A 23,106-nucleotide genomic window follows, 5' to 3' on the forward strand; every position below is an offset into this window, starting at 1 on the left:
AGGTTGTCAAGGGGTGGCTACACGCTCCAGGCGAGCCGGAACTTCTCCGCCAACTCGTCGGCGTTCAATTCGCCGTACTTCTCCTGTTCGTAGCGCCGCACGCCGACCACGGCGTCGACCACCGGGCCGCCGAGGATGCCGCGCATCAGCGCCGACCTGTCGAGTGCGTCGAGCGTCGCGGTCTGATCGGTCCCCAGCACGGTGATGCCCGCCTCGGCGCGCTGCGCCTCCGACAGCGACGACGGGTCCACTGTCACCTCGGCGGGCAGTGGCAGGCCCCGCTCGATGCCGTCGAGGGCCAGGCCCAGGATCGCCGCGGAGGCGAGGTAGGGGTTGGCCGACGGGTCGATGATCTTGACCTCGACGTTGGCGCCGTGGGGGTTCGCCGGCCCGGCGGTCAGGAACCGCACCGCGGCTTCCCGGTTCTCGGTGCCCCAGCACGCATACGCGCCGGCCCAACTGCCCGGCTGTATTCGCAGCCCCGACAGGATCGATCCGCTCAGCACTCCCTGCGCCTCGGCCAGCCCGGCCAGCACCCCGGCCACCGCCGCGGCCCCCTCCCCCGTCATACCGGCTGGACCGTCACCGCCGGAGAACACCGGGACCTCGTCGCGGGTCAGCGAGAAGTGTTGGTGCGCACCGGAACCGACACTTCTTGCGAACGGCACCGGCGACAGGCTCACTCGCACGCCGTACTTGCGGGCCACCCGGCCGATGATGATGCGCATCAGCGTCACGTGGTCGGCGGCCGCGACGGGCTTCTGCGGGGCCAGCGAGATCTCGAACTGGTTGGCGCCGTACTCGGGATGGAACTGCTCGATGGCGACACCGGAGGCGGTCGCGGCCGCCGTCACGTCACGGACGAACCCCTCGAACTCCAGGACACCGGCCAGTCCGTACTGCGCCCACAGGTGGCGGGGCAGCGCGCTGCCGTCGGGCCCGACCAGCACGAACTCGATCTCGTGCCCCACCACCGCGTCGAGTCCCGCGCCGGCGAGCCGGTCCTCGACGCGACGCAGCGTGCCGCGGGTGCAGAACGGATCGGGCTCGCCGTGCTGGTCGAAGAAATCGCCCGGCGCCCAGGCCAATCCGTCACCGAGGATGCGCAGCGCGCCGAGATCGATGCGGATGCGCTGATCACCGACGACGCCGGTGGCGGCGCTGAACACGATGCCGGCCTGGTCGATGGCGAAGACGTGCCAGACCGGGCTGGCGCCGAGGCCGGGATCGGCGAAGGAGCCCATCCGGCGCAGCGGGATCGTCTTGGCGTGGATCAGACCCGCCGGGTTGACCACAGTGCCGATCAGGGTGGCGACTCCGTCGGATTCGAGCTGGGCGATCGCCGCGGCGGCGAGCGGTTTGGCGGGCATGCCGGCCATTCTGCCGTCGACCGATCCGCTTTACAGCGTGATCTTGCAGGCCTGTCCGATGTCGAGGGTGCTCAGCATCCGGCCCATCCCCACCCACATCGCGCAGGAGATGGCGAGGTCGGTGAGCAGTGCGTCGTCGAATTGCTCCTTGGCGCGCGCCCAGAAGTCCTCGTCGTCCCGCAACCCCGTGTGGTCGGTGGCGAACCGGTGCGCGAACTCCATCGCGATGCGCTCGGCGTCGCTGTACCCCGGCCAGGTCCGCCACTGCGCGGCGTAGTCGTAGAACTCCTCGGTGATGCCGTTCGCCTCGCCCTCGGTGTCACGGGTGTTCTGACACGTCACGCACTCGTTGGCGAGCGCGATGACGATCCGCGCGGCCTCCCGGGTGCGCATCGGCAACCGGTTCTTCTCGTAGACCGCATGGCTGAACTTCGCCATCGCGGTGCCCAACTCCGGTGAGGTCACCGCGAAACCGGTCACGTCGTCGTCGGCGAAATCCCCGATTCGGCTCATGGCCGGATTGTAACGTGTTCCAGTTCCCGGCCGGGCCGGTTGACTACTGCGGCGGCCGCGACACGCACTGAGCGAGGTAGAGCTCCTCGCCGAGCTTGTTCATCAGCTCGAGCTGGGTCTCGAGGTAGTCGATGTGAAGCTCTTCGTCGGCCAGGATCTCCTCGAAGAGGTTCGCCGACGTGGCGTCGCCCTTCTCGCGGCACATGATGACGCCGGGCCTCAGCCGGGCGACCACCTCGTGCTCGATCGCGAGATCGGCCTCGAACTGTTCGCGCACGGTCTGGCCGACGCGCAGGGAGAACAGCCGCTGGTAGTTGGGCAGCCCGTCCAGGAGCAGGATGCGGTCGGTGATCTTCTCCGCATGAACCATCTCCTCGAACGATTCCTTGCGGGTGTGCGCCGCGAGTTCGGTGAAGCCCCAATTGTCCTGCATCTTGGAGTGCAGGAAGTACTGGTTGATCGCCGTGAGTTCGCTCGTCAGCTGCTCGTTGAGCAACTTCAGAACCTCGGGATCGCCTTGCATGGTCGGCTCCTCGAACGCTGGTGAATCGTCGGAAACGGGCTGTGGGCTGAGCACGTTCAATCTAGTGCACCGCCCAGAGCGCACGCGCACCATTGGTGCTGTGTCCGCCGACCTGGACTGCCGACGCCAGGTAAGGATAGACTGCGCTAACTGTTCGGGGCCGCACAGACAGGCAGAGGATGACGATGGGTGAGCACGATCTGCACTCATTCATCCTGGCGTGCGACTACCGCGTCGACGACGTCGAGCACATGTGGACCTGGCTGGGCGGCCACCGAGATTCCCTGTCCTCGATCGGAGCCCACCACGTGGTGCTCTACGAGTCCATCTGGGAACCCCGCCGGGTGCTGGTCACGATCGGGATCCGGCAGGCGACCTCGCTGCGCGACGTGCTGCGCTCGCCGGCGATCTTCGAGTGGTTCGACATCTCGGGCGCCGAGGACATCCCCCCGATCTTCTGCGGCGAGGTCGTAGAGAAGATCGACCTGCAGGGCGGCAGCTCCGAGCGGCACGTCGGACGCGTCGTGGTCGGTGTGATGTCGTCGGTCGACGACGTGCCGACCCTGATGGAGAAGGTGCACGACGGTCTCGACCGGTTCGCCGGCGGCGGGGTGCGCAAGATCTGGGTGTACCGCGCGCTCGACGACGGACACGAGGTGCTGATCCTGCAGGAGATCGCTGACGAGATGAGCGCCCGGCAGTGGATCGACCATCCCGACGCGGCGGCGGAGTGGATGAGCCACGCCGGCATGGGCGCCTACCCGACCCAGTTCGTCGGCAGGTTCGCCCATCTGATGAGCGTGGACGAGCGGGGATAGCGGCCGATGTTCGTCTGTCTGTGCACCGGGACCACCAGCCACGTGGTGGACGAGGTCGTGGCCAAGGGCGCCCGGACGTCCAAGGACATCGCTGCGGCGTGCGGGGCGGGCGGAGACTGCGGCCGGTGCCGGCGCACGCTGAGGGCGATCATCGAGGCCCACTACGCCCAGTGCGACGCCCGCGTCACCCGTTAGCGCTGCCCTGACCGGTGAACGCGGCCAGCGCGGCCGCGTTCGCGGCGCCCCCCAGCAGGTCGGTGAACGCGGCGTTCTCGCGTTCGGTCGCCGCGGTGATGCCGGCCCGGTACGGCTCGGCGAGAGCGCGCTTGACCGCGACCAGGCTCGGAATCGACTGTGCGGCAAGGATGTCCGCGTGGCGGCGAGCCTCCGACAGCAGGTCGTCGGGTTCGCAGACCTTCCAGGCGATCCCCATCCGGCGCGCTTCGGCGGCGTCCACCCATTCCGAGGACAGCAGCATCCACGCCGCGTTCTGCCGGCCGATCAGCTGCGGCAGCAGAAATGACGACGCCGCCTCAGGGGCCACGCCCAGGCTGGTGAAGGGACACTTCAGCCGCGCCGTCGACGACATGAACACCAGGTCGGCGTAGCCGAGGATGGTGGCGCCGATGCCCAGCCCCACGCCGTTGACCGCGCAGATCAACGGTTTCGGGAGATCGGTGAGCGCGGTGATCATCGTCGAGAAGTGGCTGCCCGAGGAGTACGACCCCTCGGCGATGCGGGACTGCATCTCCTTGAGGTCGTTGCCCGCGCTGAAGGCGCGCCCGGCGCCGGTGAGCAGGACGACGGCGACGTCGGGATCCTCGCCGGCCTCGCGCAGCGCGACGGCGGTCGCGAGGTAGAGCTCCTCGTTGAACGCGTTGAGGGCCTCGGGCCGGTCGAGCACCAGGGTGCGAACGCGGTTGTCGTCGCTGATCTGCAGGGTCACGGCTGCACTGTAACGAACGGCTCCCGCAGCACGTATCGGCTCGTCGGGACGGTGTCGACGTTCTCGTTGGCGCCGAACGCCGAGGTGCTCGCGACCATCCGGGTCATGCGGTCGGCGAGGTCGTCGTCGTCGGCCGCGCCGAAGAAGGCGTGCAGATCCGTCGTCGCCTCGATCGGGAAGAGCTCCTCGACGATGGCCGAGACGGGAGCGGCGCCGCCGGTGAGCGCGCGCACCACGGTGTTCTGGGTGTAGCCGAACGTCGCCTGGGTGTCGATCGCCACCTGGGTGTGGTCGCGGTGCCACCGGCTCAGCCAGGTGGCCTCGTCCAGCTCGGCCGGCCGGCGCAGCAGCGCGATGTTGGCCAGCCCGGGCGTCCGGTCACCCGCAGCGGTCGGCGGCGGGGTCAGCGGGACCGACTCGGTGACCAGATACGCCGCGAGCTCGTCGCAGACGCCCGCGAGAACCTCTGTCGCCGTGTGGATCTGCGCGCCGTAGTACTGATCGGTCCACAGGCTCACCACCGCGATCACCGGTGGATCGAGGGTGGTCAGCGTCATCAACGACGCACCGACCGGGGCGTCGCGGACGTTGACGGCCAGACCCGCGACGCCCGTGGCCAGCAGCGTCTGCGCGATGTCGGTGCGCAGGCGGGTGCACCACGCCTCGTCCCCGGGGACGCCACGCAAGGTCATGATCACTTTCTCCACTCGGGGAACATAACCCCGGGCCAGAATGGACGGGTGAGTATGGTCCCCGCGGTGCGGTCGGTGCTGCCGGAGGCGGCGCCGGTGCTGCGCAGCCTGGTGGCCGTCGTCGTCGCCGTCCTGGTGGCCGTGTCCTGGGGACCGCCGGGTTCGGCGACGGCCGTCGCCGGAGCGGGGGCGGTCGCGGGTGCCGCCGCACTGCAGGACCGTCCGCGCGGACGCATCCTGCGGGTGCTGTTCGTCTCGACGCTGATGGGCGCGAGCGCGTTGCTCGGCGCCTCGACCTCGGTGCACTCCCCCGTGTTCATCGCCGCAGCGGGCGTGTGGTGCTTCGCCGCGGGGCTGGCGTGGGCGCTGGGCGGCCATGCCGGGCTCATCGCCAGCGCGGCGGCGGCGCTGATGGTCGCCGCTGCCCCGGTGCCGCCGACGTGGGCATCGACGCTCGGGGCGGCAGGCCTCGCCGTCGGCGCGGGCGCGCTGCAGGCCGTCGTCATCGCGATCTGGCCGCCGCGGCGGTGGCGCATCCAGCACGACGCGCTCACCGCGGCCTACCGGGCGCTGGCCGCCGATGCCTCGCGGCTCCCGGNGCGCGGGCGCGCTGCAGGCCGTCGTCATCGCGATCTGGCCGCCGCGGCGGTGGCGCATCCAGCACGACGCGCTCACCGCGGCCTACCGGGCGCTGGCCGCCGATGCCTCGCGGCTCGCGGACCGGTCCGGCGACGACGTTCTCGCCCATGCTGATTCGATGATCGCGTTGCGGGCGGTGTTCACCACCGCCACGGGCCCGACGACGCGCCATCCTGCCGACTACCGCCGGTGGTATCTCCTGCCCGAGCGCATCGGGACCGCCCTCACCGATGTCGCGGAGACCGGCGACGGAGCCGACGTCCTCACTGCCGCGGGCGAGACGTTGACCGCGGTGGCCGACCCCCGCCGCGCCGCTCGCGAGGCGGCCGACGTCGCGCTGCGCCGACTTGACGACGCCGTGGCCGACCTGCCCGCCGCCGACGCGGCTGCCGGGCAACGGCTCTCGGCGCACCTGCACGAAGCGGCGGCGATGCGGCTCGGTGACTTCGTGCCGTCCTCGCCGGATGCGCTGCGCGTCCGGCGCCCCGATCTGCGGACGTCCGGCCGGGCCGCGGTCAGCCACCTGCGCGCCGAGATCGAGCCGCACTCCCCGGTGTTCCGGCACGCGGTGCGCCTGGGCGCGGCGGTGGCGACGGCGTGCGCGGCGGAGCGCTATACCGCGGTGGGCCACGGGGCGTGGATCGCCCTGACCGTCCTGATCGTGCTGCGCCCGGAGACCGCGCACACCTACACCCGGTGCGTGGGACGGACCGCCGGGGTGGCGTTGGGCGCGGCGTTGGCGTCCGCGCTGCTGCTGGTCGCCCGCCCGGGTCCGATCGTCACCGGCGTGCTGGCCGCTGCCGCCGTCGGCGGGGTGTACGCCGCGGCCCGCTACGGCTACCTCGCGTTGGCAGCGGCGTCGGCGGCCGCGGTCACGCTGATCGTCGCGGTCGACCGGCCGATCGCGTCGGCGACCCCTGCGGACCTGGTGATCGGCACGATGATCGGCGGTGTGCTCGCGGTGCTCGCCCACGTCGTGTTCCCCGACGACGCGCTGACCCGGCTCGCCCAACGGGCGGGGGAACTGCTGAAGACCGAGATCGACTACGCCGCCACGGTCGTCAAGGTCTACTTGCACGAGCTCGACACCGCGACCGACGTCCGCGCCGCGGCCTGGGAGCGGACGTTCCGGGCGCGGGCGGCGTTCGAGGCGGCGGCAGGCGCGGCCCGGCTGGAGTCGCGCGAACAGCGGCACTGGCTGCGCTGCTACCGAGGCGTGCTGAACGCCATCACGAGTTCCTGCGCCACGCTCGAGGACAATCTGCCCGTCGACCCGTTCCCCGACTCCCACCGCGCATTCCTGCACGCCGTCGACGAGTTCGTCGAGGCGCTGTGCGGCGAACCGCCCACGCCGACCGACCCCTGGACCGTCGACGCCGTCGAGTTGGCCGCGGCCGCGCAGCGGGTGCGGCGCACCGTTCCGGTGCAGGAGTCCGACGAGGGGTCCGCGCGGGTGCTGGTCGGCGAGATCGGCGCGATCACCCGGCACCTGTCCCTGATCGCCGCCACTCCCTGGCCGACCGCGCAGCGCTGACGCTCACCCCGGCGGGGCGGGTCCGAGGAGCAGCGTGTGGATCATCGGTCCGGCCCAGCCGATCACCTCGTCGTGCGACATCGCCCGTGCCGCAGGGGCTTCGAGGACGTAGCGGACCGTGGCCATCCCGATCACCAGCGATCCGATCATGGCCGCGCGCGACGCCGCGTGGTCCGGGGCGACCGCGGCGACCGTCGGCGCCACCTGGGTCGCGAACACCGCGCGCATCGTGGCCGCGGCCTCGGGGCTCGTCATCGCGGCGCGCAGCAGCGCGACGAACGTGGTGTCGGCCTCCCACACCGCGAAGAACCGTTCGAGCAACGCGGTGGCCATCCCATCGGGCGGCAACGTGCTGAGGTCCGGCAGGTGCAGCGTGAAATCGGCTGCAGCGGCGAACAATTGCTGCTTGCTGCCGAAGTAGCGGATCACCAGGGCCGGATCGACCCCGACGTCGCCGGCGATCGCCCGCAGCGTGGTCCGCTCGTAGCCCTCCGCGCCGAAGCGGGCGCGGGCGGCGGCGAGGATGTCGGCGCGCGTGGCGTCGGCGTTGCGTGCTCGGCTCATGGCGACAGCATAAGTCACCGACTGTTGACATCGCTCGGAATCGGTCTATCGTCTAAGTCATCACTTGTTGACTTAGCGCATCGAGGAGACCCTCATGACCATCCCCGTCCTCATCGTCGGCGCCGGACCGTCGGGCCTGACCGCGGCTGTCGAACTGTCGCGCCTGGGCGTCGACGTCCGCATCGTGGACCGCGCGGTGCGGCCCTCCACCGAGTCGCGTGCGCTGGCCGTGCAGGCCCGCACGATGGAACTGCTGCGGGTCCGTGGCATCGGCGACGAGATGCTCGCGCTGGGTAATCAGGCCCGCGCCGCGGGACTCTACACCGGCGACCGCAAGCTGGCGCCCATCGAACTACACCGCATGCCAAGCCGATTCAACTTCATCCTGATGCTCGCGCAGTCGGAGACCGAGCGGCTGCTGGCAGAACAGCTCGCGCGTCAGGGCGTCAAGGTCGAGCGCGGCGTCGAGGTGACGTCGGTGCGGCCGGGCGGGGACACCGTCGCGGTGACGCTGCGCGGGGCCGAGGGCGGCGAAGAGCGCGTCGAGGCGTCGTTCGTGATCGCGACCGACGGCCCGCACAGCACCGTGCGCAAGACGCTGGGCGTGCCCTTCCCCGGCCGCACACTGCCGCAGGACTATGTGCTCGCCGATCTGCACATCGACGGTGACCTGCCCGAGGACGAGGTGTCGATCTTCCTGGCCCGCGGGGGCTTCGTCGCGGTGTTCCCGATGGGGCGCGGCCGATTCCGGATGATGGCCACCGACCCCGACGGGCTCCTCGACGGCGACGCCGACCCGACCGCGGAGCAGATGCAGCGGCTCTACGACCGCACCGTCGGCGTGCCCGCGCGCCTGCACGACGTCAACTGGAGTTCGCGGTTCCGGATCAACAGCAGGCACGTACCCACGATGCGGGCGGGCCGGGTGTTCCTGGGCGGCGACGCCGCGCACGTGCACAGCCCCGCGGGCGGGCAGGGCATGAACGTGGGCATCCAGGACATGGTGAACCTGTCCTGGAAGCTCGCGATGGTGCTCGACGGGCGAGCCCGGCCGGATCTGCTGGACACCTACTCCTCCGAGCGCCTGCCGGTGATCCGGACGGTGGTGCGGTTCACCGAGATCGGCACCCGCGTGTTCAACTCGACGAATCCCGTACTGCACGCGCTGCGGATCCGGCTCGCGCCGAAAGCACTGGCCCGCAATGCTGTTCAGAATGCCGCCGCGGCGATGTTCGGGCAGGTGTCGGCCGGCTACCGCGACGACGGCCTCGCTGTCGGCGGCGGTGGCGCGGGCACGCTGCGCGCCGGCGACCGCGTGCCGGACGTCGACGGCCTGTACGACGCGCTGGACCTGGGTGCGCTGACGCTGTTCACCGCCGGACAGGCGCGCGCGATCGTCGACGTCGGCCGGGCGTGGAACGGTGTGGTGAGCGTGCGTGACGCGGCGGCGCTGGCTCCGGACGGGTGGCTGCTGGTTCGTCCCGACGGCTATCTCGCCGCGGCCGGCGGACCGGGCGACGCCGCAATGCTCGATCGCTGGCTCGAGCGGTGGTTCGTCCGGCCCCGTTGAGCGGCTCCTGACGCTTCGGTGAACGAACGGCCCTTCTCCCGATGTCGGTCCTGTGCACGTGCTACCAGGGGTGGAGGACCGACCACCGGGTCGCCGGGCGAGGAGAACCCATGAGAATCGGCATCATCGGCGCTGGAAACCTGGGCGTCGCCATCGGGCGGCGGCTCGCCGAGCGCGGGCATCACATCACGATCAGCTTCGCGCGTACGCCGGACAAGGTCCAGGCGGCCGCCGACAGCATCGGACACGACGCGTCGGGCGGGACGCCCCGAGAGGCGGTCCAGGACGCCGAGGTCGTGGTCCTGGCCACCCCGTGGACAGTGACGATCGAGACCGTGACTGAGCTCGCCGACGCCATCGCAGGAAAAGTGTTGTGGGACACGACCAATCCGTTTGCCCCGACCATGGACGAGTTGCTCATCGGCACCAGCACGTCGGCCGGAGAGGAAGTCGCGGCGGCGGCACCGGGCGCGACGGTCGTCAAGGCCATCGCTCCGTTCGCCGAAGCTCTGGCAGGCGCCTCGGTCGACGGCCCCCGGCCCACGGTGTTCGTCTGCGGCGACGACGACGCGGCGCGCCGGACAGTGGCGTCGCTGATCGACGACCTCGATGCCGACCCGGTCGACGCAGGCCCCTTGAAACTCGCTCGGTTCACCGAACCCGCGGGAATGCTGGTCACCAACCTCGCGTACGTCAGAGGACTCGGTGCGGACATCGCGCTCGTTCTTCACCGCTGACCGAACGGCGCCGAGATTTGTCGGTTGTTCGAACTAGTGTTCGATGTATGGGTAAAGTTGCGAGTGCGGTGGAGGCGATCCGGTCGCAGATCGCGATGCTGCACGAGGTCTGCGACACCCTGTCCCACCGCGAGCTGGTGGAGCTCTTGGCCGAGGTGACGACGGNGCGGTGGAGGCGATCCGGTCGCAGATCGCGATGCTGCACGAGGTCTGCGACACCCTGTCCCACCGCGAGCTGGTGGAGCTCTTGGCCGAGGTGACGACGGTGCTGCGCAGCGTCCCGGCGTTGGAGCATCGGGTGCTGGCCCGGCTGACCGCCGAGACCGAGCCGCGCCGTTTGGGTGAGTCGTCGTGGAAGACGGTGCTCACCACCGCGCTACGGGTGTCGGATCGCGAGGCCAAACGCCGGCTGGCCCACGCGGCGGCGTTGGGACCGCGACAAGCGTTGACCGGGGAGCCGATGGCGCCGCGCTGGGAGGCGACCGCCGCCGCGCAGTCTCAGGGTCTGCTCGACGCGGAACACGTGGCCGTCATCGCGACATTTCACGACAACCTGCCGTCGTGGGTGGATGGGGACACCCGCGCCTCGGCCGACCGCCAACTCGCCGGACTCGGCGCCGGGTTGTGCCCGGAGGAGTTGAAGGCGGCCGCGAAGCGGCTGGCCACCATGATCGATCAGGACGGCCCCGAACCCACCGACGCCGAACGCGCCCGTCGCCGCGGCGTCACCCTGGGGGAACAGCAACCCGACGGCATGAGCCGGCTCTCAGGCTGGGTCACCCCGGAATGGCGGGCCGTCTACGAGGCCGTCGAGGCCAAACTCGCCGCCCCCGGTGTGTGCAACCCCGACGACGAGCAGCCGTGCATCGAAGGCGAACCCGATCAGGGCCAGCGGCGCGCTGATACCCGCTCGGCGCCCCAGCGTCGTCATGACGCCTGGCTGGCCGTGGGCCGGATGGCGCTGTGCTCCGGGGAGCTGGGTCAGCACAACGGGTTACCGGTCACCGTGATCGTGTCGACGACCCTGCAGGAGGTGGAGAAGGGGGCGGGGGTGGCGGTCACCGGCGGCGGATCGTTGCTCCCGATGGGTGATCTGATCCGGATGGCGTCGCATGCGTTCCACTATCTGGCCGTGTTCGATCAACACACCAGCCAAGCCCTGTACCTGGGCCGCACCAAACGGATCGCCTCGCCGGCGCAGAGAATCGTGCTGCACGCCCGTGACCGCGGCTGCACCCGCCCCGGCTGCACCGTGCCGGGCTACTGGTGCCAGGTCCACCACGTCACCGACTGGAAGAACGGCGGGCGCACCGACGTCGACACCACGACCCTGGCCTGCGGCCCGGAAAACCGGATGATCGAGACCACCGGCTGGACCACCCGCACCAACCCCAAAGGCCAGACCGAATGGGTGCCCCCACCCGACCTCGACACCGGCCAGCACCGCGTCAACGGCTACCACCACCCCGAACGCCACCTGCTACCCGAAGACGACAATGGTCCATAGCCGTTGTGGCGCAGAACGTTTCGTACCACGCCGGGGGCTCTCCCTGCGCGTACCGGAATTTGTTCCTACCATTGTGTGCCATGGCAGCGCCGAGGGAGGGACCGTCGCGGATGGCGCTGCCCGCGACTCTCGTCGAAGTGGCCGGCCACCGGCTGCGCGATGCGATCCTGTCCGGTCAGCTCGTGCCCGGCCAGAAGATCGTCGAGGAGCAACTGTGTGCCGACCTCGGCATCAGCCGCGCGCCCCTGCGCGAGGCGCTGCGCCTGCTGGCGCAGCAGGGTCTGGTCGAACATCTCCCCCGCCGCGGATCGCGGGTCGCCGACTGGTCCCCGACGGACATCCTGCAGCTGTTCGAACTGCGCCACGTCCTCGAACGGCACGCCATCGAAACCGCGCTGCCACTGCCCGATCTACAGAACGACCTCGAGCCGGTCCGGACGGCGCTGGACCGGATGGACCACGCGCAGGACGCGCTGGACCGTGACGATGCCCACCGGGCGTTCCACGCCGCCGTCGTGACGCTCGCCGACAACCGCCAACTGGACTTCGCGCTGGCACCCATCCTGCTCAAACTGCAGCTGCCGATGGCGAAGAACCTGCGTGAAGAAGCCCGCCAGCGTGACCCCGAGGACGGAATCGGGCGGCACCGCGCGATTCTCGCGGCGCTCGAGACCAACGACGCGGCCGTCGTCGTCGCGGCGCTGCGCGACCACGGCCAACTCGACTATCTTGGCCTGCCCGACGAGCGCTAACACAAACGACACACAGCCGACCCGCGATCGCCACGATTCTGTCGACAATCGACAGACATGCGCACCGAAACCCACGGACCGTCGGTCGGACCATCCGTCGCCGAGATCCTGGCCTCGCATGCCGGCGGCACCGGATCGCCCGCCAAGACGGCGGCCCGGGTCGCCGACGCGATCGCCGCCCGCGGCGATGACGGCACCTGGCTGTCGACCGTCCCGCGCGCGCAGCTGATCGCCGCCGCCGAAGCCATCGAACGCCGCCCCGGCGCCCGCACGCTGCCGCTCTACGGCGTCCCGTTCGGGGTGAAGGACAGCATCGACGTGGCAGGCGTCCCGACCACGCTTTCCTGCCCGGACTACGGCTACACCGCCACAGCGACCGCGCCCGCCGTCGAGCGTCTGCTCGACGCCGGAGCGCTCTACGTCGGCAAGACCAACCTCGACCAGTTCGCCACCGGCCTCAACGGCACCCGCACCCCGCACACCATCCCGCGCAGCGTCTACGACGGCGAGATGATATCGGGCGGTTCGAGTTCCGGTTCCGCGCTCGCCGTGGCACTGGGCCAGGTGCCGTTCGCCGTCGCCACCGACACCGCCGGCTCCGGCCGGGTACCCGCCGCGCTCAACGGCATCATCGGCATCAAACCCTCGCGCGGCCTGATCAGTACCGTCGGACTGGTACCGGCGTGCAAATCCCTGGACTGCCTGACCGTGATGGCCGGCTGCATCGACGACGCCGACCGGGTGCTCGACGTGATGATCGCCCGCGACGACGGCGACCCCTGGTCGCGCGACCGCGGCCCCCGCTTCGCCGGTGAACCGCTGCGCGTCGGCCTCCCCGCCGGCGCCGAACTCGAGTTCTTCGGCGACGACGCCATGCGCAGCGCGCACCTGGCCTTCCGCGAGCACCTCGCCCGCACCCACACCGTCGTCGACGTGCCCCTCGACCCGTTCCTGGCTGCCGGGGCGCTGCTCTACCAGGGCCCCTGGGTCGCCGAACGCCTCGTCGAATTCGCCGATTTCCTTGCCGCCCAGCCGGAGTCGATCCACCCCGTGGTGCGGGAGATCTTCGCGGGCGGACACCGCTACACCGCCGTCGACGCGTTCGCCGCCCTGCAGCGGCTCCAAGAGCTCAAGGCCCAGGTGAGCAGGCTGTGGCAGCAGATGGACGTGCTGGTGCTCCCCACCATCGGCACCACCTTCACCGTCGAGCAGGTGCTCGCCGCACCCATCGACACCAACACCATGCTCGGCCACTACACCCACTTCGGCAATCTGCTCGACCTGTGCGGCGCCGCGATCCCCGTCGGCGCCACCACCGACGGAAGGCCCTGCAGCGCCATGCTTCTCGGCCCGGCGCTGGCCGACGACACCGTCCTGCACCTCGCTGCGCAGCTCCTCGACGAACCGCGCTCGACCCCGTCTCACTCCCCCGTCCCCGTCCCCACCGAGGAGTTGCTGTGAACCCGATCCCGGTCGCCGCCGAACCGGCGCCCTTCCCGCTCGTCGCGGGCAAGACCGCTCTGATCGTCATCGATATGCAGCGCGACTTCCTGCTGCCCGGCGGATTCGGCGAGAGCCTCGGCAACGACGTCGAGCGGCTGCGCACGGTGGTGCCGCCGCTGTCGGCACTGCTCGCCGCCGCCCGGGCGGCCGGGATCATGGTGGTCCACACCCGCGAAGGGCACCGCCCCGACCTGTCCGACTGCCCGCCGGCCAAACTGCAGCGCGGCGCGCCGTCGAAGCGCATCGGCGACCCCGGCACCTACGGCCGCATCCTGATCCGCGGCGAGTACGGCCACGACATCATCGACGAACTCGCCCCGCTCGAGGGTGAGGTCGTCATCGACAAACCCGGCAAGGGCGCGTTCTACGGCACCGATCTGTCCGACGTGCTGACCGGCGCGGATATCACGCAACTGCTGATCACCGGTGTCACCACCGAGGTCTGCGTGCACACCACCACACGCGAGGCCAACGACCGCGGCTACGAATGCCTGGTCGTCTCCGATTGCGTCGGTTCGTATTTCCCGGACTTCCACCGTGTCGGCCTGCAGATGGTCACCGCGCAGGGCGGCATCTTCGGCTGGGTCGCCGACAGCGCCGCCGTCATCCCCGCACTGCATCAACTCACCACCACGGCCGCCTGAGGAGACCTGATGAGTACCGACGTCACCACCCCCGCACCAGCCGAGAAAACCGCCGCCGTCGCGTGGTGGACCCGCGGTGACCTCAACGCGTTCTTCGGCCTCGGCTTCAACATCCTGGTCAACGTCCTGACGCTGACCGGCCTGATGATCGGCGTGATCAAGGTGCCCGCCGGCGACGTGCTCGGCACCGTGCTGCCCGCGCTCGGCGTCGCGTTGATCCTCGGCAACCTCTACTACACGTTCCTGGCGCGCCGACTGGCCAAGCGGGAGAACCGCTCCGACGTCACGGCGTTGCCGTACGGGCCCAGCGTCCCGCACATGTTCATCGTGGTCTTCGTCGTGATGCTTCCGGTCTATCTGAACACCGACGACGCCATGCGCGCCTGGGAGGCAGGTCTGGCCTGGGCGTTCATGATCGGCGTGATCGTGATGATCGGTGCGTTCGTCGGTCCGCACATCCGCCGCCTCACCCCGCGTGCGGCGATGCTCGGCACCCTGGCAGGGATCTCGATCACGTTCATCTCCATGCGGCCTGCCGCGCAGATGTGGGAGGCCGCGTGGATCGGCCTGCCCGTGCTCGCGATCATCCTGATCGGCTTCTTCACCGATGTGAAGCTGCCGTTCGGCATCCCGGTGGGTCTGGCCGCGCTGCTCGTCGGCACCGCGATCGGCTGGATCGGCGGGTTCATGTCGGCACCGGATGTGGGACAGGCCGTGTCCGACATCGCGATCGGCGTGCCGGATCTGCGTGTCGACATGCTGTTCGCGGGGCTGTCGAACCTGGCGCCGCTGCTGGGCACTGCGATTCCCCTGGGGGTCTACAACTTCACCGAGGCGATGAGCAACGTCGAGAGCGCCGCGGCCGCCGGGGACAACTACAACCTGCGCAGCGTGCTGCTCGCCGACGGCGCCGGCGCGGTGGTCGGTTCGGCGTTCGGCTCCCCGTTCCCGCCCGCCGTCTACATCGGGCACCCGGGCTGGAAGGACGCCGGCGGCCGGGCCGGCTACTCGCTGGCCAGCGGTGTGGTCATCGGAATCCTCTGCTTCCTCGGGCTTTTCGGGGTGCTCGACGCGCTGCTCCCGGTACCGGCGATCGTGCCGATCCTGCTGTACATCGGGCTGCTGATCGGTGCGCAGGCCTTCCAGGCGGTACCGCGACTGCACGCCATCGCCGTGGTGGCCGCGATCCTGCCCAACCTGGCCCAGTGGGCCAGCGGCCTGATCGACAACGCGCTCAACGCCGCCGGCACGTCAGCCGCACAGGTCGGCATGGACGCGCTCGGCAATGCCGGCGTGGTCTACGAGGGACTGCAGACCCTCGGCGAAGGGGCGGTCCTCGTCGGTCTGATTCTCGGCACGATGGTGACCTTCATCCTGGAGAAGAAGTTCCGATACGCCGCCATCGCGTCGGCGGTGGGCGCGGTGCTGTCGTTCATCGGCCTGATCCACGCGCCCGAGGTGTCCTGGGCCGCGAATCCGCAAGTGGCGCTGGGGTATGCGCTCTTCGGTGTGGTCTGCCTGGTGTACTCGCTGCTGCCCGGCGCGAAAGAGCCGGTGCTGGTCGACGAAGCCGACATCGTGGCGGGTCACTGATCTCAGTCCGCGACGAACGGCACCACCGCGTTCTCGCCGAGCCTGACGTACATCCGCCGCCACGGGTCGGTCCCCTCGAGACGCCACTGGTGGCCCGAGCCGGTGGTGTCCTCGGCGAGCAGGACGTCTCCTGGCGCCAGCAGGAACTGCTCGCCGTCGCGGGTGATGAACTGCAGCGTCCCGGCCAGCGTGACGACGAGCTGACGCACCGGCGCCGTGTGCCAGGCCAGGGTGCCGCCGGCCGCGGTCTCCTCCACGGTCACCTCGGTCGCCGCGAACGTGGTCGACACCAGGTCGTCGTTGCGCCCGGGCGCCATGTCGAGCCGCCCGACCTGAACATGAGACGCCTCGTCGGCCCCGGTCCACAACCGCACGCAACGGATCATGCGCGTCACCGTAGCGCGGCCGTCCGCCTGCTCGCTGCCCTCGCCACCGCCGCACGCCTGATTTATCGTGCCGGGTATGAGCGCATCCCCGGACGTGGTCGGGCAGACCGAGCCGTACTACGACCTCGGCTCCTACCATCGGCCGACCGACAGCCCATCGCAGGACGCCCGGGTCTGGTTCGACCGGGGCATGGTGTGGGCCTACGCCTTCAACCACGAGGAGGCGATCACGTGCTTCGAGCGCGCGCTCGACCTCGATCCGGACTTCGCGCTGGCCCGCTGGGGCATCGCCTACGCCATCGGCCCGAACTACAACAAGGCGTGGGAAGCCTTCGATCCCGTCGACCTGGCGGCGTCGGTGGCCCGCGCGCGCAGCGAGCTCGCGCTGGCAGCCCGCGGGCGCGCGTCGGCGGTCGAACGCGGACTCATCGAGGCGCTGACCGCGCGCTTCCCCACCGACGATCCCGAGGACACCCACGCGCTGCAGGCCGGCCACACCGCCTACGCCGACGCGATGACCGCACTGGCACGCGCCCATCCCGACGACGTCGACGTCGCGGCCCTGACCGCCGACGCGCTGGTCAACATCACCGCATGGGCGCTCTGGGACAGCCGCACCGGTGAACCGGCACCCGGGTCGCGGGTGCTCGAGGCCACGGCGATCCTCGACGGCGCACTGGCCACGCCGGCCGGCCGCGCCCACCCCGGCATCCTGCACCTGTATCTGCACAGCATGGAGATGTCGACCACGCCGGAGGTGGCGCTGCCTGCCGCCGACCTGTTGCGCGGGCTGGTCCCCGACGCCGGCCATCTGCAGCACATGCCCAGCCACATCGACGTGCTGTGCGGCAACTACCACGATTCGATCGTCGCGAATGTGGCTGCCGTACAGGTGGATCGGCGTTTCGTCGAGCGGTCCGGACCGCTGAACTTCTACTCGCTCTACCGCGCGCACAACCTGCACTTCGTGGTGTACTCGGCGATGTTCGAGGGCAATTCGGCGACCGCGCTGCGCGCCGCCGACCAACTCGCCGAGCAACTGACTCCCGACCTGCTGGCCATCTCGTCCCCGCCGATGGCCGACTGGCTGGAGGCGTTCGTGCCGCTGCGCACCCATGTGCTGGTGCGGTTCGGCCGCTGGGACGATCTGATCGCGACCGCGCTGCCCGACGATCCCGCGCTCTACTGCACCACCGCCACGACCATCCACTACGGCCGCGGTGTCGCCTACGCCGCCACCGGCCGCCTCGCCGAAGCGCGCGCCGAGCGGGAGGCCTTCGCGCAGGCCTACGCGCGGATCCCGCAGAGCCGCTATCTGTTCAACAACACCAGCCGCGACATCCTCGCCGTCGCCGAAGCCATGCTCGATGGTGAGATCGCCTACCGGGCAGGCGAATTCGAGGAGGCTTTCGCGCACTTGCGGCGCGCGATCGCGCTGGACGACGGGTTGCCCTACGACGAGCCGTGGGGCTGGATGCAGCCCACCCGGCACGCCTACGGTGCGCTGCTGCTCGAGCAGGGCCGGGTCGAGGAGGCGGCACAGGTCTACGCCGCCGACCTCGGGCTGGACCCGACGCTGGCGCGCTCGTGCCAGCATCCGGGCAACGTGTGGAGCCTGCACGGCTACCACGAGTGCCTGACGCGGCTGGGCCGCACCGCCGAGGCCGAGATCATCGGCAGGCAGCTGGCGCTGGCTGCCGCGCGCGCCGACGTGCCGGTCCGCGCGTCCTGTGCGTGCCGGCTCGGTGCGTAGACTGCCGCTGTGTCTGTCCGTGCCGCCGACGTCGAGTACCTGCGACGCTGCGCGGCGTTGGCCGCCCAGGCGGTCGAGGCCGGCGACGAGCCGTTCGGATCGCTGCTCGTGGACCCCGACGGCGTGGTGCGCTTCGAGGATCACAACCACGTCGCCGGCGGTGACGCCACCCGTCATCCCGAGCTGGCGATCGCGCTGTGGGCCGTCGAGAACCTGAGCCCGCAGCAGCGCGCCGCGTCCACCGTCTACACCTCCGGCGAGCACTGCCCGATGTGCGCGGCGGCGCACGCCTGGGTGGGTCTGGGCCGCATCGTCTACGCGGCCTCGTCGGCCCAGCTGACCCAGTGGCGGCGTGAGTGGGGCGCGTCCCCATCGCCGGTGGCCGCGCTGCCGATCACCACGGTCGCGCCCGGTGTGCCCGTCGACGGGCCGGCGCCCGAACTGACTGAGACCATGAAAGCGTTGTACGAGAGGGCGTTTCGACCATGAGTGAGCCGGACTGGGTCGAGCACGCCCTGTGGTGGCAGGTGTATCCCCTGGGATTCGTGGGCGCCCATCCGGCCGATCCCGCGCCCGGGCCCGAGGAGCACCGCCTGCGACGCCTGGTCGACTGGCTGGACTACGCGCTGGAACTCGGGGCCTCGGGCCTGGCCCTGGGGCCGGTGTTCGCGTCCCAGACCCACGGCTACGACACCACCGACCACTACCGCATCGACGGCCGGCTCGGTGACGACGGCGACTTCGACCATCTCGTCGCCGAAGCCCACGGGCGCGGACTGCGGATCCTGCTCGACGGCGTGTTCAACCACGTGGGCACCGACTTCCCGCGCTACCGCGACGCGCTCGCCGGCGGCGACCGGTCCTGGTTCCGGGTGCGCGGCGACGACTTCGCGACCTTCGAGGGCCACGGCGGCCTGATCGCGCTGAACCACCGCGCGAGCGAGGTGGTCGACTACGTCGTCGACGTGATGTGCCACTGGCTAGACCGCGGCGCCGACGGGTGGCGATTGGACGCCGCCTACGCGGTGCCCGACCGGTTCTGGGCCCAGGTGCTCCCCCGGGTGCGGGAACGGCATCCGCAGGCGTGGTTCGTCGGCGAGGTGATCCACGGCGACTACTCGGCGCGGGTCCGCGATTCCGGCTTCGACTCGGTCACCCAGTACGAGTTGTGGAAAGCGATCTGGAGCAGCCTCAACGACGCGAACCTGCACGAGCTCGACTGGGCGCTCAAGCGGCACAACGAGTTTCTCGACGTGTTCGTGCCGCTGACGTTCATCGGCAATCACGACGTGACCCGGATCGCGAGCAAGCTGGACAATCCCGCCCACGTGGAGCACGCGCTGGTGGTGCTGCTGACCACGGGCGGAACCCCAAGCATCTACGCCGGCGACGAAGTGGCCTACCGCGGAATCAAGGAGGAGCGGTTCGGCGGTGACGACGCGGTGCGGCCCGAATTCGGTTCTCCCCATGAGGGAGTCGGTGAGCACGGTCAGCAGGTGTTCCGTGCCCACCAGCACCTGATCGGGCTTCGTCGCCGCCACCCCTGGCTGCATACCGCCCGGACCGCGCCGCTGCAGGTGACCAACGAGGGGTACGTGTACGCCTCGCGCGGCGACTCGGACGCCGGCGACACGCTCGTCGTCGCCCTCAACGTCGGCGACGAACCCCTGTCCGTGGCGCTGACCGAGTTCGGATTCGAATCCGGTGACGTGGTGGCCGGTTCCGGCGCGCCCCCGGCCGAGCGGATCGTCGAGACCACGGTGCCGCCGCACGGCTGGCTCGTGATAGCCCCGAGCTGAGTCCAGACTGAGCGCCGAGCTGACTCAGCCCAGCAGCCGCAGCGTCGCGTCGTCCGGTTCCCCGTCGTAGAACGCGTCGAGCACCTCGGTGAAGACCGGGTCATCACCGGCCCGGGCGAACAGCGTCATCGACGAGCGCACCTTCAGGTCGTCGGGGTAGCCCAGGATCTGCCGGGCCGTGCCGCCCCGGTGGGCGGCCAGCAGGCGGGCGCACTCCTGCAGCCGCGGCCCCAGCACCGGATGCGCCAGGTAGGCCTGCGCCTCGGCCAGTGAGCCGAGGCCGAAGCGCTGCGCCGTCGCGCTGTGGCCGAGCCCGCGCAGCTGCGGGAACACGAACCAGATCCAATGGCTGCGTTTGGCCCCGGCACGCAGTTCGGCCAGCGCCGTCGGATAGACGCCGGACTGGGCGTCGACGAAGCGCTGGAGGTCGAACGGATCGTCGTCGGAGGTGCTCATCTCGGAACCGAGTGTGGCAGGCGGGAGCGTTGATCACTGCGCCGAGTCGTAATCGTTAGCCAACCGCGACCGCGAATCGCTGTGTCGGGCAGCCGATCGGGCAATCAAAGCGTGTTCCATGACGACTGCACACGACGGCACGTTTGCGCTACATGTGGGACTTGAACAGAAAGGTGGGTTGGTTGCCGTTATGAAGTGGAAAGAGAAGTTTCGAGGTCGGTGGGTGCGCCGGATGGCGGCTGTCGCCCTGGCAGTCACCGCGCTGCCCGGGCTGATCGGCTTCGTCGGGGGATCGGCGACTGCCAATGCGTTCTCCCGGCCGGGTCTGCCGGTCGAGTACCTGGACGTGTTCTCCGCAGCGATGAACCGCAACATCCGGATTCAGTTCCAGGGTGGCGGTCCGCACGCGGTCTACCTGCTCGACGGTCTGCGCGCGCAGGACGATTACAACGGCTGGGACATCAACACCCCGGCGTTCGAGTGGTACTACCAGTCGGGCCTGTCGACGATCATGCCGGTCGGCGGTCAGTCCAGCTTCTACAGCGACTGGTATCAGCCCTCGCGGGGCAACGGCCAGAACTACACCTACAAGTGGGAGACGTTCCTGACCCAGGAGCTGCCGGCCTGGCTGGAAGCCAACCGTGGCGTCTCCCGTACCGGTAACGCGGTGGTCGGTCTGTCGATGGCGGGTAGCGCGTCCATGAACTACGCCATCTACCATCCGCAGCAGTTCATCTACGCCGCATCGCTTTCCGGGTTCCTCAACCCCTCCGAGGGCTGGTGGCCGATGCTCATCGGGCTGGCGATGAACGATGCGGGCGGCTTCAACGCCGAGAGCATGTGGGGACCGTCCTCGGATCCGGCGTGGAAGCGCAACGATCCGATGGTCAACATCAACCAGTTGGTGGCCAACAACACCCGGATCTGGGTCTACTGCGGCACCGGTACGCCGTCGGACCTCGACTCCGGCACGGCCGGACAGAACCTGATGGCGGCGCAGTTCCTCGAGGGCTTCACCTTGCGGACCAACATCAGCTTCCGGGACAACTACATCGCGGCGGGCGGCACCAACGGTGTCTTCAACTTCCCGGCGCAGGGCACGCACAGCTGGGGCTACTGGGGACAGCAGCTCCTGCAGATGAAGCCTGACATCCAGCGGGTGCTCGGAGCTCAGGCCTCCGCCTAGCCACCCACCCACACCCAGAGAGCCTGTCGTTTCCCCCGAGCGGCAGGCTCTCTGCTGTGTGTCACCACCCCAAACGTGACCACTGTGTGACCACGGCGCTGCGGCGCGTTTCGACCGGAGCCCCGGAAGGGTACGAAGCGGCTGGACAGGCGCGACGACCACGCCGATGCCGCCGAACCGAGACCTCCGGAGGAAGCCGTGATCCCCTTCATCTGCATCAGCTGCGGCAGCGTTGACATCGACTCGGCGGACTGCGGACAGTGCGCCACCGCGAACGGGCCGGAGGGCGCCGCGGCCTGACCGGTCCGCTACAGCCGGGTCCGGACCTCGATGTCGGTGCTGAACTCGTCGAGCATCGCCTCTGTCAGCGTCGGGCGGGTCTCGGCGATGGCCGCGAGATAGTCGTCGGTGCAGGCGGGTTCGCCGCGGCGCGACTCGATCTCCCGCTCGAAGGCGCACTGCGCCCCCTTGCGGGCGGCGAACTCGATGTCGGCGGGGGTGAACATGTCCGACGCCTCGACGAGCTTGTCGACCTCGACGTTGTCGGCGTTGCCGTTTAGGTACCGCAGCCAGATCGCCTTGCGCGCAGCCTCATCAGGCGGCCCCACCGGGATGATGTAGTCGAACCGGCCGGGCCGCAGGAACGCCGAATCCAGTGAGCTGACCGAGTTCGTCGCGCAGATGAGCAGTCGCTCGTCGTGCTGGCGGAACGTCGGGATCAACTTGAGCAGCTCGTTGGTCACCCCGTGCGCGGGGTCCGACGGGATGCCCGAGCGCGAACCGGCGATCTCCTCCACCTCGTCGATGAACACCACCGCCGCGTCGAGCTCGTTGAGATTGGCGAACACCTCCCGCAGCGCAGCGGGCATCGCGACGCCGGGCGTCGCCAGCCGGGACGGAAAGATCTCGACGAACGGCCAACCCAGCCGGCCGGCAACGGCTTTGGCGAAGCTCGTCTTCCCGGTGCCCGGCGGGCCGAACAGGATGACCGCCTTCGGCGGCGACACGCCGTAGCGTGCGGCCAGGTCGGGCTGCGCCAGTGGCGCGACGATCCGCCGCTCGATCATCCGCTTCTCGGTCTCCATGCCGGCCATGTCCTGCCACAGGCGCTGACCCATGAGCTGACCGCCGAGAGCGGTCAGCAATCCGGTGTCCGACGCGCCGACGTGGTCGACCTTCTCGAAGTACCGCAGATCGGCCCGTTCGGTGTACCCCGAGTTCCGCAGCGCCGTGGCGCCCGTCGCGTCCGCGGGCAGCAACACACTGATGCGGCGGGCGCCGAGACCGCGCAGACGCAGCTCCAGCTCACCCAGTAGCGCGCTGCCGATGCCCCGGTCGCGCCACCGGTTGGACAGCGCCACCATCGAGATCCAGGCCCGGTCATCGGCGATGTGGGCCACCGCCATCCCGACCAGCTGGTCACCGACCACCGCGACGACTGCGGGCTGGCCGGACCGCGCGGCCGACACCACCTCGGACACCGGAAACGCGGGCGGGGCCTCGCCGGGTTCGCGGCTCTGGTCCCAGACCGAGATCGCCTGGTCGAGGTCGTCGTCGTGGAAATCGCGTAAACGCCAAGGGGGCATGCCGGAGTTGTACCGTTACGGGACCCCGCAGGGCA

General features: G+C 70.0%; 23 protein-coding genes. 14 read left to right on the forward strand and 9 right to left on the reverse strand.

The features are described 5' to 3' along the window. Window positions 1–17 precede the first annotated feature (17 nt). From MCHUDSM44219_RS26230 to bfr, 3 genes are read right to left on the reverse strand one after another with little or no spacing between them, the layout of a single operon-like run. On the reverse strand, window positions 18–1,379 hold the full coding sequence (locus MCHUDSM44219_RS26230; RefSeq protein ID WP_048421206.1) for a type I glutamate--ammonia ligase: 1,362 nt from the start codon (window positions 1,377–1,379) through the stop codon (window positions 18–20). 21 nt (window positions 1,380–1,400) lie between these two features. Then, a complete protein-coding gene (locus tag MCHUDSM44219_RS26235; RefSeq protein ID WP_048421207.1) occupies window positions 1,401–1,883 on the reverse strand; it encodes a carboxymuconolactone decarboxylase family protein in 483 nt (160 codons plus the stop codon). Window positions 1,884–1,926: 43 nt separating this feature from the next. Continuing rightward, window positions 1,927–2,406 carry a bacterioferritin gene (gene bfr / locus MCHUDSM44219_RS26240; RefSeq protein WP_048421208.1) on the reverse strand — a complete coding sequence of 160 codons (480 nt, stop codon included), beginning with the start codon at window positions 2,404–2,406 and terminating at the stop codon, window positions 1,927–1,929. Between the two features lie 185 nt (window positions 2,407–2,591). On the opposite strand from bfr, the gene MCHUDSM44219_RS26245 reads away from it, so the two are divergent. Together MCHUDSM44219_RS26245 and MCHUDSM44219_RS26250 are read left to right on the forward strand one after the other, a co-directional pair. Beyond that, on the forward strand, window positions 2,592–3,224 hold the full coding sequence (locus MCHUDSM44219_RS26245; RefSeq protein ID WP_048421239.1) for a hypothetical protein: 633 nt from the start codon (window positions 2,592–2,594) through the stop codon (window positions 3,222–3,224). A 6-nt stretch (window positions 3,225–3,230) separates the two neighbouring features. Further along, a complete protein-coding gene (locus MCHUDSM44219_RS26250; RefSeq protein ID WP_048421209.1) occupies window positions 3,231–3,419 on the forward strand; it encodes a (2Fe-2S)-binding protein in 189 nt (62 codons plus the stop codon). Here the strand turns inward: MCHUDSM44219_RS26250 and MCHUDSM44219_RS26255 are convergent. Further along, on the reverse strand, window positions 3,409–4,170 hold the full coding sequence (locus MCHUDSM44219_RS26255) for an enoyl-CoA hydratase/isomerase family protein (RefSeq protein WP_048421210.1): 762 nt from the start codon (window positions 4,168–4,170) through the stop codon (window positions 3,409–3,411). The two genes, MCHUDSM44219_RS26250 and MCHUDSM44219_RS26255, sit on opposite strands and share 11 nt — an antisense overlap. After that, window positions 4,167–4,877, reverse strand: coding sequence for a hypothetical protein (locus MCHUDSM44219_RS26260; protein ID WP_413783653.1), 711 nt, complete (start codon window positions 4,875–4,877; stop codon window positions 4,167–4,169). Before MCHUDSM44219_RS26260 ends, MCHUDSM44219_RS26255 begins: the two co-directional genes overlap by 4 nt. A 1,054-nt stretch (window positions 4,878–5,931) precedes the next feature. Between MCHUDSM44219_RS26260 and MCHUDSM44219_RS31795 the strand changes: the two genes are divergently transcribed. Next, window positions 5,932–7,035 (forward strand): FUSC family protein, encoded by a 1,104-nt coding sequence (locus MCHUDSM44219_RS31795; protein WP_413783654.1) that lies wholly within the window; start codon window positions 5,932–5,934, stop codon window positions 7,033–7,035. Between the two features lie 3 nt (window positions 7,036–7,038). On the opposite strand, the gene MCHUDSM44219_RS26270 is transcribed toward MCHUDSM44219_RS31795, so the two are convergent. Next, complete coding sequence (locus MCHUDSM44219_RS26270; protein ID WP_048421211.1) at window positions 7,039–7,599, reverse strand: TetR/AcrR family transcriptional regulator; 561 nt, start codon at window positions 7,597–7,599, stop codon at window positions 7,039–7,041. Window positions 7,600–7,693: 94 nt separating this feature from the next. Between MCHUDSM44219_RS26270 and MCHUDSM44219_RS26275 the strand changes: the two genes are divergently transcribed. The 7 genes from MCHUDSM44219_RS26275 to MCHUDSM44219_RS26305 all read left to right on the forward strand — a co-directional run bounded on the left by MCHUDSM44219_RS26275 (window position 7,694) and on the right by MCHUDSM44219_RS26305 (window position 15,905). Further along, entirely contained in the window at window positions 7,694–9,169 is a 1,476-nt protein-coding gene (locus tag MCHUDSM44219_RS26275; RefSeq protein WP_048421212.1) for an FAD-dependent oxidoreductase, read from the forward strand. A 110-nt stretch (window positions 9,170–9,279) separates the two neighbouring features. Then, window positions 9,280–9,906 carry an NADPH-dependent F420 reductase gene (locus tag MCHUDSM44219_RS26280; RefSeq protein WP_048421213.1) on the forward strand — a complete coding sequence of 209 codons (627 nt, stop codon included), beginning with the start codon at window positions 9,280–9,282 and terminating at the stop codon, window positions 9,904–9,906. Window positions 9,907–10,102: 196 nt separating this feature from the next. Beyond that, a complete protein-coding gene (locus MCHUDSM44219_RS26285; protein WP_048421242.1) occupies window positions 10,103–11,413 on the forward strand; it encodes an HNH endonuclease signature motif containing protein in 1,311 nt (436 codons plus the stop codon). An 80-nt stretch (window positions 11,414–11,493) separates the two neighbouring features. Further along, entirely contained in the window at window positions 11,494–12,165 is a 672-nt protein-coding gene (locus tag MCHUDSM44219_RS26290) for a GntR family transcriptional regulator (RefSeq protein WP_048421214.1), read from the forward strand. A gap of 57 nt (window positions 12,166–12,222) precedes the next feature. Next, on the forward strand, window positions 12,223–13,626 hold the full coding sequence (locus MCHUDSM44219_RS26295; protein WP_048421215.1) for an allophanate hydrolase: 1,404 nt from the start codon (window positions 12,223–12,225) through the stop codon (window positions 13,624–13,626). After that, window positions 13,623–14,312, forward strand: coding sequence for a cysteine hydrolase family protein (locus MCHUDSM44219_RS26300; RefSeq protein ID WP_048421216.1), 690 nt, complete (start codon window positions 13,623–13,625; stop codon window positions 14,310–14,312). The genes MCHUDSM44219_RS26295 and MCHUDSM44219_RS26300 overlap by 4 nt, the downstream gene beginning before the upstream one ends. Window positions 14,313–14,321: 9 nt before the next feature. Then, window positions 14,322–15,905 (forward strand): SulP family inorganic anion transporter, encoded by a 1,584-nt coding sequence (locus MCHUDSM44219_RS26305; RefSeq protein ID WP_048421217.1) that lies wholly within the window; start codon window positions 14,322–14,324, stop codon window positions 15,903–15,905. A gap of 2 nt (window positions 15,906–15,907) precedes the next feature. Here MCHUDSM44219_RS26305 and MCHUDSM44219_RS26310 read toward each other — a convergent pair whose 3' ends face one another. Next, the gene (locus MCHUDSM44219_RS26310) at window positions 15,908–16,291 is read right to left on the reverse strand and encodes a cupin domain-containing protein (RefSeq protein WP_048421218.1); all 384 of its coding nucleotides are present in this window, start codon (window positions 16,289–16,291) and stop codon (window positions 15,908–15,910) included. A 76-nt stretch (window positions 16,292–16,367) separates the two neighbouring features. Between MCHUDSM44219_RS26310 and MCHUDSM44219_RS26315 the strand changes: the two genes are divergently transcribed. From MCHUDSM44219_RS26315 to MCHUDSM44219_RS26325, 3 genes are read left to right on the forward strand one after another with little or no spacing between them, the layout of a single operon-like run. Further along, window positions 16,368–18,044 carry a tetratricopeptide repeat protein gene (locus tag MCHUDSM44219_RS26315; protein ID WP_048421219.1) on the forward strand — a complete coding sequence of 559 codons (1,677 nt, stop codon included), beginning with the start codon at window positions 16,368–16,370 and terminating at the stop codon, window positions 18,042–18,044. Between the two features lie 9 nt (window positions 18,045–18,053). Then, on the forward strand, window positions 18,054–18,533 hold the full coding sequence (locus tag MCHUDSM44219_RS26320) for a nucleoside deaminase (RefSeq protein ID WP_048421220.1): 480 nt from the start codon (window positions 18,054–18,056) through the stop codon (window positions 18,531–18,533). Then, a complete protein-coding gene (locus tag MCHUDSM44219_RS26325; protein WP_048421221.1) occupies window positions 18,530–19,843 on the forward strand; it encodes an alpha-amylase family protein in 1,314 nt (437 codons plus the stop codon). Before MCHUDSM44219_RS26320 ends, MCHUDSM44219_RS26325 begins: the two co-directional genes overlap by 4 nt. A gap of 24 nt (window positions 19,844–19,867) precedes the next feature. Here the strand turns inward: MCHUDSM44219_RS26325 and MCHUDSM44219_RS26330 are convergent, their stop codons facing one another. Next, window positions 19,868–20,299 (reverse strand): DUF1810 domain-containing protein, encoded by a 432-nt coding sequence (locus MCHUDSM44219_RS26330; protein ID WP_048421222.1) that lies wholly within the window; start codon window positions 20,297–20,299, stop codon window positions 19,868–19,870. A gap of 190 nt (window positions 20,300–20,489) precedes the next feature. Between MCHUDSM44219_RS26330 and MCHUDSM44219_RS26335 the strand changes: the two genes are divergently transcribed. Beyond that, window positions 20,490–21,485 (forward strand): esterase family protein, encoded by a 996-nt coding sequence (locus tag MCHUDSM44219_RS26335; protein ID WP_048421223.1) that lies wholly within the window; start codon window positions 20,490–20,492, stop codon window positions 21,483–21,485. A gap of 308 nt (window positions 21,486–21,793) precedes the next feature. Here the strand turns inward: MCHUDSM44219_RS26335 and MCHUDSM44219_RS26340 are convergent, their stop codons facing one another. Then, window positions 21,794–23,071, reverse strand: a complete 1,278-nt coding sequence (locus tag MCHUDSM44219_RS26340) for an ATP-binding protein (protein WP_048421224.1) — start codon at window positions 23,069–23,071, stop codon at window positions 21,794–21,796. Window positions 23,072–23,106 lie beyond the last annotated feature (35 nt).

The organism is Mycolicibacterium chubuense, from assembly GCF_001044255.1.
Taxonomy (GTDB): domain Bacteria; phylum Actinomycetota; class Actinomycetes; order Mycobacteriales; family Mycobacteriaceae; genus Mycobacterium; species Mycobacterium chubuense.